The 16,200-nt window shown below is 72.1% G+C and carries 11 protein-coding genes; 3 read left to right on the top strand and 8 right to left on the bottom strand.

What is annotated here, in order from left to right; all coding sequences use genetic code 11:
- Positions 1-26 precede the first annotated feature (26 nt).
- Positions 27-734 carry a TetR/AcrR family transcriptional regulator gene (locus tag ACZ514_RS25500; RefSeq protein ID WP_469125762.1) on the top strand — a complete coding sequence of 236 codons (708 nt, stop codon included), beginning with the start codon at positions 27-29 and terminating at the stop codon, positions 732-734.
- 24 nt (positions 735-758) lie between these two features.
- Complete coding sequence (locus ACZ514_RS25495) at positions 759-1,283, top strand: GNAT family N-acetyltransferase (RefSeq protein WP_468174937.1); 525 nt, start codon at positions 759-761, stop codon at positions 1,281-1,283.
- A gap of 75 nt (positions 1,284-1,358) precedes the next feature.
- Here ACZ514_RS25495 and pulA read toward each other — a convergent pair whose 3' ends face one another.
- From pulA to ACZ514_RS25480, 3 genes are all read right to left on the bottom strand, one after another.
- Positions 1,359-6,755 carry a pullulanase-type alpha-1,6-glucosidase gene (gene pulA, locus ACZ514_RS25490; protein WP_469125761.1) on the bottom strand — a complete coding sequence of 1,799 codons (5,397 nt, stop codon included), beginning with the start codon at positions 6,753-6,755 and terminating at the stop codon, positions 1,359-1,361.
- A gap of 38 nt (positions 6,756-6,793) precedes the next feature.
- Positions 6,794-8,515: a carbohydrate-binding module family 20 domain-containing protein gene (locus ACZ514_RS25485; RefSeq protein WP_469125760.1), complete on the bottom strand. Its 1,722-nt coding sequence runs from the start codon at positions 8,513-8,515 to the stop codon at positions 6,794-6,796.
- Positions 8,516-8,784: 269 nt separating this feature from the next.
- Positions 8,785-9,570, bottom strand: coding sequence for an alpha/beta fold hydrolase (locus tag ACZ514_RS25480; protein ID WP_469125759.1), 786 nt, complete (start codon positions 9,568-9,570; stop codon positions 8,785-8,787).
- Positions 9,571-9,752: 182 nt separating this feature from the next.
- On the opposite strand from ACZ514_RS25480, the gene ACZ514_RS25475 reads away from it, so the two are divergent.
- On the top strand, positions 9,753-10,007 hold the full coding sequence (locus tag ACZ514_RS25475; protein WP_468174925.1) for a hypothetical protein: 255 nt from the start codon (positions 9,753-9,755) through the stop codon (positions 10,005-10,007).
- Positions 10,008-10,183: 176 nt separating this feature from the next.
- Here ACZ514_RS25475 and ACZ514_RS25470 read toward each other — a convergent pair whose 3' ends face one another.
- The 5 genes from ACZ514_RS25470 to ACZ514_RS25450 are packed head-to-tail and all read right to left on the bottom strand — an operon-like array spanning position 10,184 to position 16,051.
- On the bottom strand, positions 10,184-11,236 hold the full coding sequence (locus ACZ514_RS25470) for a LacI family DNA-binding transcriptional regulator (protein ID WP_468174923.1): 1,053 nt from the start codon (positions 11,234-11,236) through the stop codon (positions 10,184-10,186).
- Positions 11,224-12,813 (bottom strand): glycoside hydrolase family 13 protein, encoded by a 1,590-nt coding sequence (locus ACZ514_RS25465; RefSeq protein ID WP_469125758.1) that lies wholly within the window; start codon positions 12,811-12,813, stop codon positions 11,224-11,226. Before ACZ514_RS25465 ends, ACZ514_RS25470 begins: the two co-directional genes overlap by 13 nt.
- 48 nt (positions 12,814-12,861) lie before the next feature.
- Complete coding sequence (locus tag ACZ514_RS25460; RefSeq protein WP_468174917.1) at positions 12,862-13,746, bottom strand: sugar ABC transporter permease; 885 nt, start codon at positions 13,744-13,746, stop codon at positions 12,862-12,864.
- A complete protein-coding gene (locus ACZ514_RS25455; protein WP_468174914.1) occupies positions 13,743-14,768 on the bottom strand; it encodes a carbohydrate ABC transporter permease in 1,026 nt (341 codons plus the stop codon). Before ACZ514_RS25455 ends, ACZ514_RS25460 begins: the two co-directional genes overlap by 4 nt.
- An 8-nt stretch (positions 14,769-14,776) precedes the next feature.
- Complete coding sequence (locus ACZ514_RS25450) at positions 14,777-16,051, bottom strand: extracellular solute-binding protein (RefSeq protein WP_469125757.1); 1,275 nt, start codon at positions 16,049-16,051, stop codon at positions 14,777-14,779.
- Between the last annotated feature and the right edge of the window lie 149 nt (positions 16,052-16,200).

The raw sequence follows: 16,200 nt of genomic DNA, 5'->3' as shown, positions 1-16,200 counted from the left end.
CGCCGTACGGGAAGTAGGGTGTCGGCATGACAACCGGGGTGCGACGCAGGATGGGTGTCGAGGAGCGGCGGCAACAGCTGATCGGGGTGGCCCTGGAGCTGTTCAGCCACCGCTCCCCCGACGACGTGTCGATCGACGAGATCGCTGCGGCCGCCGGGATATCCCGCCCGCTCGTCTACCACTACTTCCCGGGCAAGCTCAGCCTGTACGAGGCCGCGCTGCGGCGGGCCGCCGACGAGCTGGCGCAGCGCTTCGTCGAACCGCAGGAGGGCCCGCTGGGTCTGCGGCTGCTGCGGGTGATGGGGCGGTACTTCGCCTTCGTCGACGAACACGGGCCCGGCTTCTCGGCGTTGCTGCGCGGCGGTCCCGCGGCGGGCAGCAGCCGGGCCAACGCGATGATCGACGAGGTGCGGCAGGCCGCGTACGAACAGATCCTCGTCCACATCGGCGTACAGGACCCGCCGGCCCGGCTCGAACTCATCGTGCGGTCCTGGGTGTCGCTGGCCGAGTCGACGGCGCTGCTGTGGCTGGACGGGCGCCGCATCCCCCGGGGCGAACTGGAACTCCAGCTGGTGCACGACTTCGCCGCGCTGGCGGCGGTGAGCGCCGCGTACGACGCGGAGATGGCGGGGATCCTCGTACGGATCCTGGCGGACGAGCCGGCCGACGGGCCCTTCGGGGAACTGGTCGGGCGGCTGGCGGCGCTGGTGCCGGGACCCCGCCGCGGCGAGTGAACGGCGCTGGCGATAATGCCAGGCGTGATCATTGACGACGGGATGTTGTTCCGGCCGGCCGCGGAGAAGGACGCCGGCACGCTGGTGAAGCTGTACGACCAGGCCGCCCGGTGGATGCGCGGGCGGGGCATCGACCAGTGGAAGCCGGGGGACAAGGACGCGGAGCACTTCCGCGCGCGCATGCGCGACGGTGAGGTCTGGCTCGCCGAGGACGCCGACGGCCACGTGGTGGGCGCCTACGAGCTCTGGTGGTCGGACGAGGAGGCCTGGGGCGTACAGCCCCCGGTCGCGGGATACGTGCACCGGCTGATGGTGGAGCGCGAGGCCGCGCCCGCCGGGGCGGGGATGCGGATCCTGGAGCACGCCGAGCACCGGATCGCCCGCACGGGCCGGGAACGGGCGCGGCTGGACTGCGTGGCGAGCAACCCGAAGCTGCTGGCGTACTACCGGAGCGCGGGCTACCGGGTGGTCGGCGAGTTCCCCTCGAAGCAGGCCAAGGACGGGCGGGTGTACGGGGTGGTCCTGCTGGAGCGGCGCCTCGACGTCTGAACCGGCCGCCCGGAACGCGGAACGGCGGCGCCGGAGGAACTCCGGCACCGCCGTCCTGTCGTGCGCGGGCGGGGGTCAGGCCCGCTTGAAGACCGCGACCGTGCGCGCCGGGACGGTGAACTCCCCCGTCGCCGGGTCGTACGCCGACCGCTTCACCGCCGGGTCCGAGCCGCCCGCCTGCACCGGGTGCAGGGCGTAGCCGGTGCCCGCGAGGGCGGGGACGCGCTGGTGCTGGTCGGCGGGGGTGGCGTTGAAGACCACCACCAGGTCGCCGAGGGCCATGGTGAGGACGCCCGGGGTCTCCTGCGGCCCGGAGAGCGGGAAGGACAGCCGCTGCTGCACCGCCTCGGCGGTGGTGAGGGCGAACGCGCTTTCCGTCGTGCGGATCCGCAGCAGGTCGCGGTAGGCGGCCGAGGCGCCCCGGATCTCCGCGCAGCCCGGGACCGGGCCGCTCAGCAGGGGCTGCGCGTAGGGCCACTTGGCGCGGTTGTCGGCGGCGGGCGGCAGGCCGCGGCCGAAGCCGTTGCCGTCGCGGCAGTCCCAGTGCAGGGCGTTGAACCAGTCGCCGCTGTCGAAGGAGTTGCGGTCCAGCGACTTCGAGCGGAGCAGGTCGGTGCCCGCCTGGGAGAGGGCCGGGCCCTGGGAGAGGGCGGCCGTGGCCATGGCCAGGACCTGCATGCGCGCCCGGTCGGCGGTCGAGGTGGCGGCGGGCAGCTTGTAGGCGAGGGCGTCGTACAGGGACTCGTTGTCGTGGGCGTCGGCGTAGGCGAGGGCGTCTCCGGGAGCCGCCGCGTAGCCGGCCGGGGCGCCGTTGTAGTCGACCTCGGAGCCCTTGGTGCGGCGGCCCGAGGAGTCGGTGAAGGCGTACCCGGCGAGGTTGCCGGAGAGGCCGACCTTCAGCAGGTCCTGGGCGTGCAGCAGGCGGGTGCGCTGCTCGGCGGGGGTGCCGTTGGCCGGGGAGCCGTTGGGGTCGGTGAACAGGCCCGAGGCGAAGCCCTGGACGCGGGGGTCCTCGTCGAAGGGGCCGCCTCCGCGCACGGCGTCGCGGGCGCGGTCGGAGAAGGTGGCGATGCCGGTTCCGGCCATGTTCTTCTGCGTGGCCTGGACGAAGCGGGCGTCGTCGGCGACCTCGCCGAAGTTCCAGCCCTCCCCGTAGAGGACGATCTTCTTGCCGTCGACGCCGTCCTTGGCGGGCGTCAGCTCGTCGAGGGCCTTGCGGACGGCGAGGATGTTGTCCTTCGGGTGGTGGCCCATCAGGTCGAAGCGGAAGCCGTCGACCTTGTACTGCTTGGCCCAGGTGACGACGGAGTCCACGACGAGACGGCCCATCATGGCGTTCTCGGGCGCGGTGTTGGCGCAGCAGGTGGAGCTGGCGACGGTTCCGTCGGGCAGGAGGCGCTGGTAGTAGCCGGGGACGATGCGGTCGAGGACCGACTTGTCCGACTGGCCGGAGGCCACGGTGTGGTTGTAGACCACGTCCATGACGGTGCGCAGGCCGGCGCCGTTCAGGGACTGGACCATCCTGCGGAACTCGACGGTGCGCGCGGTGCCGTTCGGGTCGCTGGCGTACGAGCCCTCGGGGACGGTGTAGTGCAGCGGGTCGTAGCCCCAGTTGTAGGCGTCCTTCGCGGCGGCGGTGCTCACGCAGGCCTGCTGTTGCGCGGAGTCCGGCGCGTACGCCGTGAGGTCGCAGGCGGGCTGGGTGCGGTCCTCCGGGTTCTCGGGGATGGTGCCGATGTCGAAGGCGGGCAGGAGGTGGACGTACGAGGTGCCGGCGGCGGCGAGCTCGCGCAGGTGCCGCATGCCGGCCGAGCCGGTGTCGGTGAAGGCCAGGTACTGGCCGGGGTGTCCGCTGCTGGGGTCCGCGACGGAGAAGTCACGGATGTGCAGCTCCTGGATCTGGGCGCCGGTGAAGGGGACGGGTGCGGGCTTGCGCAGCTCCTTCCAGCCGGGCGGGGCGAGCCGGGGGTCGGCCAGGTCGACGGCGAGGCTGTGGGTGGAGTCGGTGGTCAGGGCGGTGGAGTAGGGGTCGGTGACCAGGTTGCGGACGATCCGGCGGGTGCTGGGGGCCCAGACGGTGACGGCGTAGCGGTAGGGCTTGCCGGTCCAGGAGCGTTCGCCGCGCACCGACCAGATGCCGGTGGTGTCGTCGCGGCGCATGGCGACGGTGCGGCCGTCGATCTCCAGGGAGACCTCCTGGGCGGTGGGGGCCCAGACGGACAGGGTGGGGCGGCCGTCCTTGAAGACGGGTCCGAGGGCCTTGTCGCCGGTGTTCGCCGCGTAGAGGTCGTCGAGGACTCCGGCGAGCTGGACGCCGGTGGCGGCGAGCACCGCCCCGTTCGCGGTGCGGGCGCTCGCGACGAGCTGGCCGCGCAGGGCTTCGCGTACCCGGTCGCGGTCGCGGGGGTCGACGGTGAGGGCGCTGTACCCGGCGAGGTGCGGGAACTTCTGCTTCTGGGCGGGGGTGAGCTGGGAGCGGGCCAGCCGCAGCCACTGGGCGCCGTTCTCGCTGAGGACGCCGTCCTGTGCGGTGATCCGGCCGTCGCGGGAGGCGAGGAGCTGGAGGGAGGCGGCGGCCTGCGGGGCGTTCCAGGCGAGGGTGTCGCGGTCGATCCAGACGGCCTCCGCCTTGGTGAGGTCCAGGGCGGCGGCGGAGCCGGCGGGCTGCGGCAGGAGGTACTTCTCGCGGCCGCCCAGCATCCACACCTCGTGGCCGGTGGCCTTCAGGTCGAGGGACTGGTCGGCGGGGAGGTCCTTCTGGTCGCCGTTGTGGAGGATGTAGCTGAGGCTCGTGGCGCCGGGGGCGAGGGGGACCTCGTAGACGGCGCCGTACGAGTCGGTGCGCGCCGGGAGCAGCGGCCTGGACCAGTCGGTGGGGGTGGCGGCGCCGGTCCACACGTGCAGGCCCCAGCCGTCGTAGGCGCCGTCGGGGCGCTGGTAGTGCAGGACGGCCTTGGCCGGGTCCTGGGGCGGCTGGGCGGGGCGGTCGGTGCGGACGGCCTCCGTGCCCTGTTCGAGCCAGATCTCGCCGGTCTTGGTGACGTCGAGGGTGCGGTCGGCGGCGACGTCCTTGTTGCCGTCCTTGTCGATGACCAGGTAGCCGACGGAGGAGGCGCCGGGCTTGAGGCGGACGTACGCGAAGGCGCCGTAGGCGTCCCGGCCGGTGAAGGGATGTCCCTCGGGCCAGGGGGTGGCTTCGCCCTCGGCGATGTCGCCCCAGGCGTAGAGCCGCCAGCCGGTGTAGTCGCCGTCGGGGCGGTGGTAGTGGACGACGGCGTAGTCGCGCTGGGTGGCGGTGGGGACGGTGGGCGGCGGGGTCTGCCCGGTGGCGGAGGTGGTGAGGGCGGCGGCGGTGCGGCCGGCTGAGTCGACGGCGACGGCCTTGTAGTGCAGGGGGGTGCCGGCCGGGGTGGCCGGGTCGATGGTCTGGGTGACCTTGTAGGGGGCGTGGTCGGCGGAGCCGAGGACCTCCCAGCGGCCGGTGCCGGTCTGGGCGGCGAACACGACCCGGGTGAGGGCGCCGGGGCCGCCGCCCGTGACGTCGGCGGACAGCTCGACGGTGCCGGTGGCGCCGGGGGCGGGGGCCTTGAGGAGCAGGGCGGGCCGGGCGGCCGGGGCGGGCAGGGGGGCGGTGGCCCGGAGGACGACGGCGCCGAGGGCGGGCAGGTTCACGGTGAGCTTGCCGGCGGGGGAGGCGGTGACCGGGGCGGGACCCGCGTAGGGGGTGCCGCCGGGGCCGGTGGCTCCGTACAGGGGGCGGTAGCGGGCGCCGGGCGGGGCGTCGATGTCGATGGTGCGGGGGGTGCCGCTGTTGTTGGTGGCGACCAGGTACTCGGTGCGGGTCCTGGGGTCGGTGCGGGCGAAGGCGTAGGCGGAGCCGTCGGCGAGGCGCTCGCTCTGGATGCCGTCGCGCAGGGCCGGGTGGGCCTTGGTCAGCTTCGAGAGAGCACTGATCTGCGTGTAGAGCGGGTGCTCCGGATCGTAGGCGTCGCTCCCGTGCGTGCGCGCCGTTCCGAGCTGGTCGTCGTCCAGGTAGTCGGCGACGCGGGTGGCGAACAGGGGCGCGCGGGCGTCCTTGTCACCGCCGGAGCCGGTGAAGCCCTGCTCGTCGCCGGAGTAGATCACCGGGTTGCCGCGGGAGAGGAACATCAGCTCGTTGGCGAGCCGGTAGCGGTCGAGCAGTTCCCGTTCCCCCGCCGCGGGCCGGTCCTGCTTGAGGAAGTGGGCGAAGCGGCCCATGTCGTGGTTGCCGAGGAAGGTCACCTGCTCGTAGGCGTTGGCCTTGTCGGTGGTGTACCGGTAGTCGTCGGCGAGTACGGAGCCCAGCCGGCCGGCGGGCGCGCCCTGGGAGGCGTACGCGCGGATGGCGTCCTGGAGCGGGAAGTCGAGGGTGGCGTCGAGGCGGCCGCGGGTGACGTACGGGGAGGTGACGGCGGTGTCGGCGGAGTACACCTCGCCGAACATGAAGAAGTCCTCGCGGCCGCGCTTGGCGGCGTACGCGTCGAGGGCGGTGGCCCACTGGGTCCAGAAGGCGGTGTTGACGTGCTTGACCGTGTCGATGCGGAAGCCGTCGATCTCGTAGTCCCTGACCCACTTCTCGTAGATCTTCTCCATCCCGCTGACGACCTCGGGGCGCTCGGTCCACAGGTCGTCGAGGCCGGAGAAGTCGCCGTGCCCGGAGGATTCCCCGGCGAAGGTGGAGTCGCCCCGGTTGTGGTACATCGCCGGGTCGTTGAGCCAGGCGGGGACCTTGAGGTCCTTCTTCGCGTCGGGCACGAAGGGGGTGCGGGGGAAGGAGCCCGGACCGGTGGCGGGGAACTTGCGCTTCCCGTCGGCGTAGTCCGCGTCGTCGAAGGGGACCCCGTCCTTGGTCAGGTAGGGGAAGGCCCCCTTCGACAGGTACGCGTGCGAACCCTCGCGGTAGTCGACGACGTCGGCGGTGTGGTTGGTGATGACGTCGAAGAAGACCTTCATCCCCTTCCCGTGCGCCTTGTCGATGAGCCGTTCCAGGTCGGCGTTGGTGCCGAAGTGCGGGTCGACCTGGGTGAAGTCGGTGATCCAGTAACCGTGGTAGCCGGCCGAGACGTCGGCGCCCGCGCCCTGCACGGGCTGGTTCTTGAAGATCGGCGCCAGCCAGATGGCGGTGGTGCCGAGCCCCTTGATGTAGTCGAGCCGGTCGGTGAGCCCCTTGAGGTCCCCGCCCTGGTAGAAGCCCTTGTCCGTGGGGTCCAGGCCGGTCTCCAGCCGGCCTCCGGTCAGCCCGCCGCGGTCGTTGCGCGGGTCGCCGTTCGCGAACCGGTCCGGGAGCACGAAGTAGAACTGCTCCCGGGTCAGGTCGTGGCGGGCGGGTTCCGCGGCGAGTGTGGCGTCCGAGGGCGGTGCCGGGGGCCGCGCGGCGGCGGCCGCGGGAAGGGCGGGCAGGAGCGTCACGGCCAGGGCGGCGGCGAGGGCTCCTGCGGCGGGGCGTATCAAGGGGTCTCCTTGGGGTCGGGCTGAGGTGCCGGGAGGGGTCAGTTGCGCCAGGTGTCGGTCAGCGTGACCTTGCCGTTGGCGGGGACGGTGGCGTTGCGGTTGGCGCCGCTCTCCCAGGTGACGTTCCCGGAGGCGTCCTTGCGGACGTACTTGTAGGCGAAGGCGGTCCCGGCCGGCAGGGTCACGTCGAGCTTCCACACGGGGTAGGCGGCCGGGTCGAGCTTGAGGGCGGCGGTGGTGTTCCAGCCGCCGAGCTCGGGGCGGTCGCCGGTGACGTAGACGTTCTGGCCGGGGACGGTGGTGGCGTTGACGGCGAACGAGGCGCCGGTTTCGGCGGCCGGCGGGGTTCCGGTACACGTCTTGGCGTTGACGTGCAGGGCGAGGGCGGTGCCGGCTCCGAGGGTGGCGGTGAACCGGCCGGCGGAGTCCACGGCCACGGCGCGGCCGCTCTGCACGTCGCAGTAGGTGCCGGCGGGCAGGGAGCTCTGGAAGGTGCGGGTCAGCGCGCCCGTCTCGTGGTTGATGGCGACGTACGCCTTGGCGCCGCGTCCGAAGGCGATCTGGTCGCCGCCGTTGTCCCACCAGTCGGTGACGCCCTGCCCGCGGGCGGTGTTGCGGAGGCCGACCATGGCGGAGATCTCCGGCCAGGCGTGCTGGCACTTCCACCCGTCGGAGTAACAGGCCCTGACGGTGCCGCCGTTGGGCGGGCCGGCGTCCTTGTCGGTCCACTCGTAGCCGGAGTGCACGTCCGGGGAGCCGTAGGGCCAGGCCAGCATGAAGACGTTGGCGAGGGTGTAGGGGGAGCCGTTCTTGTAGGTGAGGGTCTCGCCGTTGCGTTCGGTGTCGTGGTTGTCGACGAACACCCCGGACCTGGCGGAGGCCATGTACCCCCAGCCCTCCCCGAAGTTCTTCAGGTGGGCGAGGTTCTCGTTCTGGAACACGCGCTTGAGGTCCCGGGCGTACCGGAACTCCTGCACGTCGCCGTTGCCGAGGTACTCGGACGGCGACACGGCCTCCCCGGCGCCGAATATGGCCTCCTGCTTCCAGTAGACGGACGGGTCGGCCAGCCGGGACTTGATGGCGGCGAGGTCGGCGGCGGGCATGTGCTTGGCGGCGTCGATCCGGAAGCCGTCGACGCCGAGGGAGAGCAGGTCGTTCAGGTAGGCGGCGATCCGCCCGCGCACGTACTCCTCGCCGGTGTCGAGGTCGGCGAGCTTGACCAGCTCGCAGCTCTGGACGTTGCCCTTGTCCTGGTAGTTCGAGATCTCCGCCCGGCAGTCGTCCATGTCGGCGCCGGAGTAGAGGCCGGGGTAGGCGTACTTGCCGTACGTCGACCCGCCGGTGCCCGTGAGGGTGGCGCCGGGGTCGGCGGGGCCGGCCATGTGGTTGATGACGGCGTCGGCGACGACCTTCACGCCGGCGGCGTGGCAGGTGTCGACCATGCTCTTGAAGGCGGCGCGGTCACCGAGCCGCCCGGCGATCTTGTAGCTGACGGGCTGGTACGAGGTCCACCACTGCGGGCCCTGGACGTGCTCCTGCGGCGGCGAGACCTGGACGTACCCGTACCCGGCGGGTCCGAGGGAGGCCGTACAGGCGGTGGCGACGTCGGCGAACCGCCACTCGAACAGCACGGCGGTCACGTCCTTCTCCCCGGGCGGGGCCGCGGAGGCCTGCGGCGCCTGCGCGGTGAGGGTGGCGGCGGCGAGCGCGGCCGCGGCCAGGGCGGCTCTGGCGGCGCGCGTGGGAACGGATCGAGCCATGGGGGGGGTCCTCCTGGCGGGAAGGTGGGGATTGCACGCGACCGTAGGGGGCGCCCAGGAGTGTTGCAAGAGTTTGCGCAAGAGATTGCAGAATTGTTTCCGGCCGTCACCCGGCCGGGGTGGCTCCGGATGCGGACCCGACGGTCTCCGGGAGGGTTCGGGGCGGTCCCCCGGCGCTGACACGAGGGAGGCGGGCCCGGCGGCCGTACGGGGCCGGCGCCCGCACCGGAGGCGGCCGGAAGGCCGCGGCAGCCGGTGCGGGACGGCCCTCAGCGGGCGAGGAACGGGAGGAGCGCCGCCGTGAGTTCGGCGGGGGCGTCCAGGGCGATGAGGTGGGCGGCGGCGGGGAATTCGACCAGCGTCGCGCCCGGGATGCCGGCGGCGTAGCGCCGGCCGATGTCCTGGAAGTCGGCGACGTCGAGCTTGCCGATCCCCACGAGGGTGGGGACGGAGATGTCCGCGACGTCCCCGGCTCCGGGCCCCTGGGCGTGCTCGTCGCGGACCGCCATGTTCACGAGCGAGGTGCGCATGGACCCACGGACGCGGTCGGCCAGGCCGGGGGCGACGTCCTCCCAGCCGCGGGCCGGTCCGCGCAGCCACATGTCCAGGTTGACGCCGGTGGCGGCGTCCACGTCGCCCGCGGCCATCGCGGCCGTCTCCGCCGCGTCGTACGCGTGCATCTCCGCGGACCAGTCGTAGCCCGGCCAGGGCGCGGTGAACAGCGCCAGGGAGTGCACCCGGTCCGGATGGGCCAGGGTGAAGTCCACGGCCACGCGGCCGCCCCAGGACGCGCCGACGAGCCGTACGCGCGCGTGGCCGAGGTGGTCCAGGAGGCGGCGCAGGTCGCCGGTGTCGCTGTACGGGCCGGCCGGCGGGGCGGATTCGCCGAAGCCGCGCAGGTCGTAACGGATGACGGTGTACCGCTCCGCCAGAGCGGGCACGACCGCGTCCCACATGCGGTGGTCGGCGACGCCGGCGTGCACGAGGACGAGCGGTGGTCCGTCACCGGTGACGACGTAGGAGAGGTGGCCGAGGTCATCGGCAAGTGTGATCATCCGCAGATGCTCGCACGGGGCACGCGGCAGGGAAACGGCCGGGCGGACGGGGGCGAGGAAGCCGAAACGATTCGGCTACCGGCATTGGAGTGAACGGCCGTTCCCAACGGCGCCCTTGGACGGTTGGACCGGCCGACGCGCAGATCGACCGGCGCGTCCGTCCAGTGATCCTTAGGGGAGTCATGCGCATTCGTTCTGCTGTCACCGCGTCCGTCCTGGCTGCCGGCATCCTGCTCGGCGGGGCCGGTGCCGCCCTGGCCAACGACGGGGTCGAGATCGACTACTTCGACGGTGGCCGCAAGGCCTACTCGTCGAACTGCTCGTCCTTCGCCGCGATCCCCCACAACCTCCCGGCGTTCGCCGGTCCGGTCTACAGCTCGAGCTGCCTCACGGAAGGCGCGAAGGAGTGGGCGGAGGGCTCCCACCTGGGCGCCTGACCCGAAACGCCTGACCCCGCGGGGGCGGTCCGACAGCAACGTCGGCCGCCCCCGCGGCGTTACCGCAGCGAGGGCCGGCCCGGGCGCGTCATCGGCGCGCCCACCCGGCGGTAACGGTCCCCGTCCACGACGACGGTCCGGGTGCCCTTCCTCGCGATGCTCACGCGGCGCACCCCTCAGGGCGAGCCGGATGCCCGCCCGGCCGGCCCGGTCCCCTCCTCCCGGGCCGTGCCCGTCGAGCCGCGGACCACCAGCTCCGGCTGGAAGACGTACTCCGTGCGCTGGACCGGGGTGCCGGCCACCGCCTCCAGGAGGGCGCCCACCGCGGCCGTGGCCATGGCGCGGACCGGCTGGCGGATCGTCGTCAGCGGGGGGTCCGTGAAGGCGATCAGCGGGGAGTCGTCGAAGCCGACCACCGAGACGTCCTCCGGCACGCGCAGCCCCCTCTCCCGCGCGGCGCGGATCACGCCGAGCGCCATCATGTCGCTGGCGCAGACCACCCCCGTGCAGCCCCGGTCGAGCAGGGCGCCGCCCGCCGCGTGGCCGCCCTCGACGGTGAACAGGGTGCGCTGGACGAGCCCTTCCTCCCCCGCCCCGGGCCGCGCCGCCAGGAAGCCCTGCTCCTTGCGCGCCGAGGGGACGTAGCGGGTCGGCCCGATGGCCAGGCCGATGCGCCGGTGTCCCAGTTCCTCGAGGTGGCGCACGGCCATGTCGGCGGCCGCCCGGTCGTCCGGGGAGACGAAGGGGGCGCTGATGGCCTCGTTGAAGCCGTTGATGAGGACGAACGGCAGCCCCCGGGCCGCGAGCCGCTGGTAGCGGGACGGGTCCTGGGAGGCGTCGGCGTGCAGGCCGGAGAGGAAGACGATCCCGGTGACGCCGCGTTCCTCCAGCTGTTCGACCAGCTCGTCCTCGGTGGCCCCGCCCGGGGTCTGGGTGCACAGCACCGGCGTGTAGCCGTGCCCCGCCAGGGCCTGCTCGATGACCTGGGCGAACGCCGGGAAGATCGGGTTCGTCAGCTCCGGGATCAGCAGCCCCACCAGCCCGTTGCTGCGGCGTTTGAGCCTGACCGGGCGTTCGTAACCGAGCAGGTCCATGGCGGCCAGCACCCGGTGCCGGGTGCCGGCCGCCACGCCCGCCTTGCCGTTGAGGACACGGCTGACGGTCGCCTCGCTGACCTCGGCCTGCGCGGCGATGTCCGTCAGCCGCAGGGGTGAGGTCACCCCTGCCACCACACCGCCGTGTCACCGGGCAGGACGTCGGGGTCGGCCAGCGCGCCGCTCGCCAGGAGCACGGAACCCGGCGCGGGTATGCGTACGGCCTCGCCCGTCGTGTTGACGGTGCACACGAAGGCGCCCCGGCGGAACATGAGGACCCCCCGCGGGGCGTCCAGCCACTCCACCGCGTCGCCCGCACCGAGGTCGGTGTGCTCGCGCCGGATCCGCAGGGCGGTGCGGTACAGCTCGAGCGTCGACTCCGGGTCGCCGGTCTGCGCGGCGACGCTGAGCCCGGCCCACTCCGGGGGCTGCGGGAGCCAGCTGCCGCCGCCGCCGAATCCGTACGGGGCCTCGTCGCCCGACCAGGGGAGCGGTACGCGGCATCCGTCGCGCAGCCCGTCCTGACCGTTCTCCTTGAAGAACGAGGGGTCCTGGCGCACCTCGTCCGGGAGGTCGGTGACCTCCGGCAGGCCGAGCTCCTCGCCCTGGTAGACGTACGCGGACCCGGGCAGGGCCAGCATCAGCAGCGCGGCCGCCCGCGCCCGGGCCAGGCTGCCGAACCGGGTGCGGTGGCGGACCACGTCGTGGTTGGACAGCACCCAGGTGGTGGGGGCTCCGACGGGCCGCATCGCGTCGAGGGAGTCGTCGATGGCGGCGCGCAGCGCGGCCGCGTCCCAGCCGGTGCTGAGGTAGTGGAAGTTGAAGGCCTGGTGGAGCTCGTCGGGGCGCAGGTAGAGCGCGGTGCGGTCGGCGCTCGGCGTCCAGGCCTCGGCGACGCCGATGCGGTCGCCGGCGTACTCGTCGAGCACCGTCCGCCAGGACCGGTAGATCTCGTGGACGCCGTCCTGGTCGAAGAAGGGCAGCACCTGGTTGCCGAGCAGCTTCAGCTGTTCGTCGCGTCCGAGGTCCGGCAGTCCGGGGGCCTTGACCAGCCCGTGGGCGACGTCGATCCGGAACCCGTCGACGCCGAGGTCGAGCCAGAAGCGGAGCACGGAGCGGAACTCGTCCTGGACGGCCGGGTGTTCCCAGTTGAAGTCGGGCTGCTCGGGGGCGAAGAGGTGCAGGTACCACTCGCCGTCCGCCACGCGCGTCCACGCCGGGCCGCCGAAGATGGACTCCCAGTCGTTGGGCGGGAGTTCGCCGTTCGCGCCCTTGCCGGGCCGGAAGTGGAAGCGTTCGCGCAGGGTGCTGCCGGGGCCTTCCCGCAGGGCCTGCTTGAACCATTCGTGCTGGTCGGAGCAGTGGTTGGGGACGAGGTCGACGATGATCCGCATGCCGAGCGCGTGCGCTTCGCGGATGACGGCGTCGGCGTCGTGCAGGGTGCCGAACATCGGGTCGATGGCCCGGTAGTCGGCGACGTCGTAGCCGGCGTCGGCCTGCGGGGAGGCGTAGAAGGGGCTGAGCCACACGGCGTCGACGCCCAGGTCGCGCAGGTAGGGCAGGCGGCTCCGGATGCCTTCGAGGTCCCCCATGCCGTCGCCGTTGGAGTCGGCGAAGCTGCGCGGATAGACCTGGTAGATCACCGCGTCTCTCCACCAGCCGGGCTGGGTCCCGGTCGGGGTGGGGAGCGCGTCGGCGAGGTGCTGGGTCATGGTGTCCTTGGAGAGATCGGGCCGGTGGAGCGGGGCGGGCGCGGGTGGTCAGCCCTTGGTGGCGCCCGCCGTCATGCCGGCGACGAGGTGACGCTGGGCGAAGAGGAAGAAGACCGCCGCCGGGATCGCGATGAGGACGGATGCCGCGCTCATGGCGCCCCAGTTGGAGGTGTACTGAGTGACGAAGGTCTGCAGCCCGCCCGCGAGGGTCAGGTTCTCCTCACCGACCATGAAGGCGGAGGCGTACGCGACCTCGCCCCAGGCGGTGATGAAGGCGTAGAAGCCCGTCACGGCGAGGCCGGGCCTGGCGAGCGGCAGGATCAGGCGCCAGAAGGTGCCGAAGGGGTTGAGTCCGTCGACGCGGCCGGATTCGTCGATCTCGACCGGGATGGTGTCGAAGAAGCCCTTCATCATCCAGGCGCAGAACGGCACGGCGATGGTGAGGTACGTGATGATCAGGCCGAGCGGCTGGTTCAGCAGCCCGAGCTCTCCCATCAGGTTGTAGAGCGGGACGATCAGGATGGCCATCGGGAACATCTGCGTGATGAGCAGGGTCCACATCAGCGGCTTCATGCCCGGGAACTTGAAGCGGCTGACCGCGTAGCCGGTGGTGGCGGCGATGAACACGCCGAGCACGGTGGTGACGCCGGCGACCAGCACGGAGTTCGCGAACCAGCTGAGGAAGTGGCTGGACTCCAGCAGGTAGGAGTAGTTGGAGAGCGTGGGCTCCTTCACGAAGTCCGTGGTGATCGCGTGCTCGGCCGGCTTGAGCGAGGTCAGCAGGATCCACAGCACGGGGAAGACGGCGATCACGGACGCGACGACGAGCGTGGCGTGCAGGCCGAAGGAGGCGAGCGGGGAGCGGCTGCCGCGCGGGCGGGCGGCGGCACGCGGCCCGCCGGCGGCGGTCTGCTTGGCGGAGGTCACGGTCACCACACCTCTCCCTGCTTGCGCAGCGAGCGCCGGTAGACCAGCGCGAAGATCATGAGCAGGGCGAGGATGAGCACGCCCCACGTCGCCGAGCCGGCGAAGTCGCGCGGGCTCGCGATGAAGGCCTCGCGGAACGCCTGGGTCACCAGGATCTCGGTGGAGTCGCCGGGTCCGCCCCGGGTCAGCAGGAAGATCACCGGGAACATGTTGAAGGTCCAGATGGTGGAGAGCAGGATCACCGTCATGCTCACGGCGCGCAGTCCGGGCAGGGTGATGTGCCGGAACCGCTGCCAGGGCCCGGCGCCGTCCATCTCGGCGGCCTCGTACAGCTCGCCGGGGATCGACTGGAGACCGCCGAGCAGGGCGACCATCATGAAGGGGACGCCGAGCCAGACGTTGACGGCGACGACGGAGAGCTTGGCCCAGGTGGGGTCGTCGAGCCACGGGACGGCGGCGATGCCGCCCCCGTCGAGGATCTTGTTGAGGATGCCGTTGTCGCGGTTGAAGAGGAACCGCCAGGCGAAGACCGAGACGAAGCCGGGCACCGCCCACGGCAGGATGAGCGCCATCCGGTAGGCGGCGCGGCCCCGGAACCGCCGGTTGAGCATGGTGGCCAGACCGAGGCCGAGGGCGAAGGTGATGGACACGCAGGCGACGGTCCACACCACCGTCCACACCAGCCGCTGCCAGAAGAGGGGGTCGCCGAGGACCGCCGTGTAGTTGTCGAACCCGACGAACTCGTACGTGGCCTCGATGTGGCGCACACCGATGGTGCGGGCGACGTTGCGCTCGTTGGCGTCGGTCAGCGACAGGTAGACGCCGCGCACGAGCGGCCAGCCGACGATCACGCCGAGGACGAGCACGACCGGGGCGACCATGGCCCAGGCGTACCAGTGCGTGGCGAGGGCGCGGGCGAAACCGCCGCGCGGGCTTCCGGGGGCAGTCGTGCGGCTGGGGCCGCGGGCGGCGAGGTCCTTCTCGCCGCCCGCGGCCTTCGCCACCGACCGGCTGGTGTCAGCAGCCATCGTCCGTACTACTTCCAGCCCTTGAGGATCTTGCGGAACTCGGCGCCGGCCGCCTTGGCCGCGTCCTCGGGGGTCGAGGCGCCGGTGACGGCCTTGGTGTACTCGACCTTCAGCGGCTCGAAGAGGGAGCCGTTCTCGGGGATCCAGGCCCGCTCGACGGCCTTGTCGACGGCCGGCTTGAAGAACTGGACCATCTCGCTGCTCTTGACGTCCGGCTGCTCGTAGGCGGCGGTGCGCGTCGGCAGCAGGCTCAGGTCCTTGGCGGACTTGACCTGGACCTCCTGGGAGGTCATGTACTCGACGAAGGCGTGCGCGGCGGCGGTGTTCTTGGAGCCGGCGTACACGGCGAGGTCGTGGCCGCCCTGCGGGGCACCGGCCTTGGCGGAGCCGGCCGGGACGGGGGCGACGCCGAGGTTGGACTTGTCCTTGAACTGGTCGCCCGCGTAGCTGTCCGCGACGGCCCAGGGACCGTTGATCATCATCGCCACCTCCCCGGACTTGAAGGCGGTCTGCATGTTGGTCCAGCCGTCCGTGGCGTTGGTGACCGCCGCGCCGGAGGTGATCAGGTCGCGGGCGGCCTTGAAGCCCTTGACGCCGGCCGCGTTGTCGACGGTGACCGTCTTGGTCTTGGCGTCGACGAGGTCGCCGCCCTCGCCGTAGATGAACGGCAGGAACCAGTAGGAGTCGTCGCCGCGCAGGTAGAGGCCGGTCTTGCCGGTCTTGGCCTTGATGGCGGTGGCGGCGGTCTTCAGCTCCTCCAGCGTCTTGGGCGGCTGGACGCCGGCGTCGGCGAGCATCTTCTTGTTGTAGAAGAGGCCGAGGCTGTCGATGACCTGCGGGACGGCGTAGGTCTTGCCCTCGAACTTGCCGCTGGCCGCGGCCTGCGGCAGGAACTCCGCGTCGATCTTCTTCGCGGTCTCGGCCGGGACCTCGTCGAGGTAGCCGAGCGAGGCGAAGTCGGCGACCCAGCCGACGTCGGCGCGGATCACGTCGGGCGCGTCGGCGCCGCTGCTGAAGGCGTTCTTGACCTTGTTCTGGGCGTCACCGTAAGGGACGTTGACGTACTTGACCGTCACCTTCGGGTGCTTCGCGGTGAAGGCCTCGGCGATCTTCTGGAAGCTCGCCTTCTCGGCGTCGTTCGAGGTGTCCCACCAGGTGACGGTGCCGGACAGCTCACCGCCGGCCTTGGTCTCGCCACCGTCGCCCTTGGTGTCACCGCCGCAAGCCGTCGCCGCGAGCGCCAGGGTCGCGACCAGCGCGGTGGCCGCTATGCCACGCCGCATATGAACTCCTTCGATGATCCCGGCCGCGCCCTCGCGGTCCCGAGTTGCCAGGAACGTAACAAGCCTGAAAGCCGACGGAAAGACCTTGCGGCAATTTTCTGCAAGCGGAGGCGATCGTTACATCCGTGTGTCCCTACGGTTGCCGACGC

Source organism: Streptomyces sp. NPDC034086, from assembly GCF_055575515.1.
This window is presented reverse-complemented; position numbering and strand designations above follow the sequence as displayed.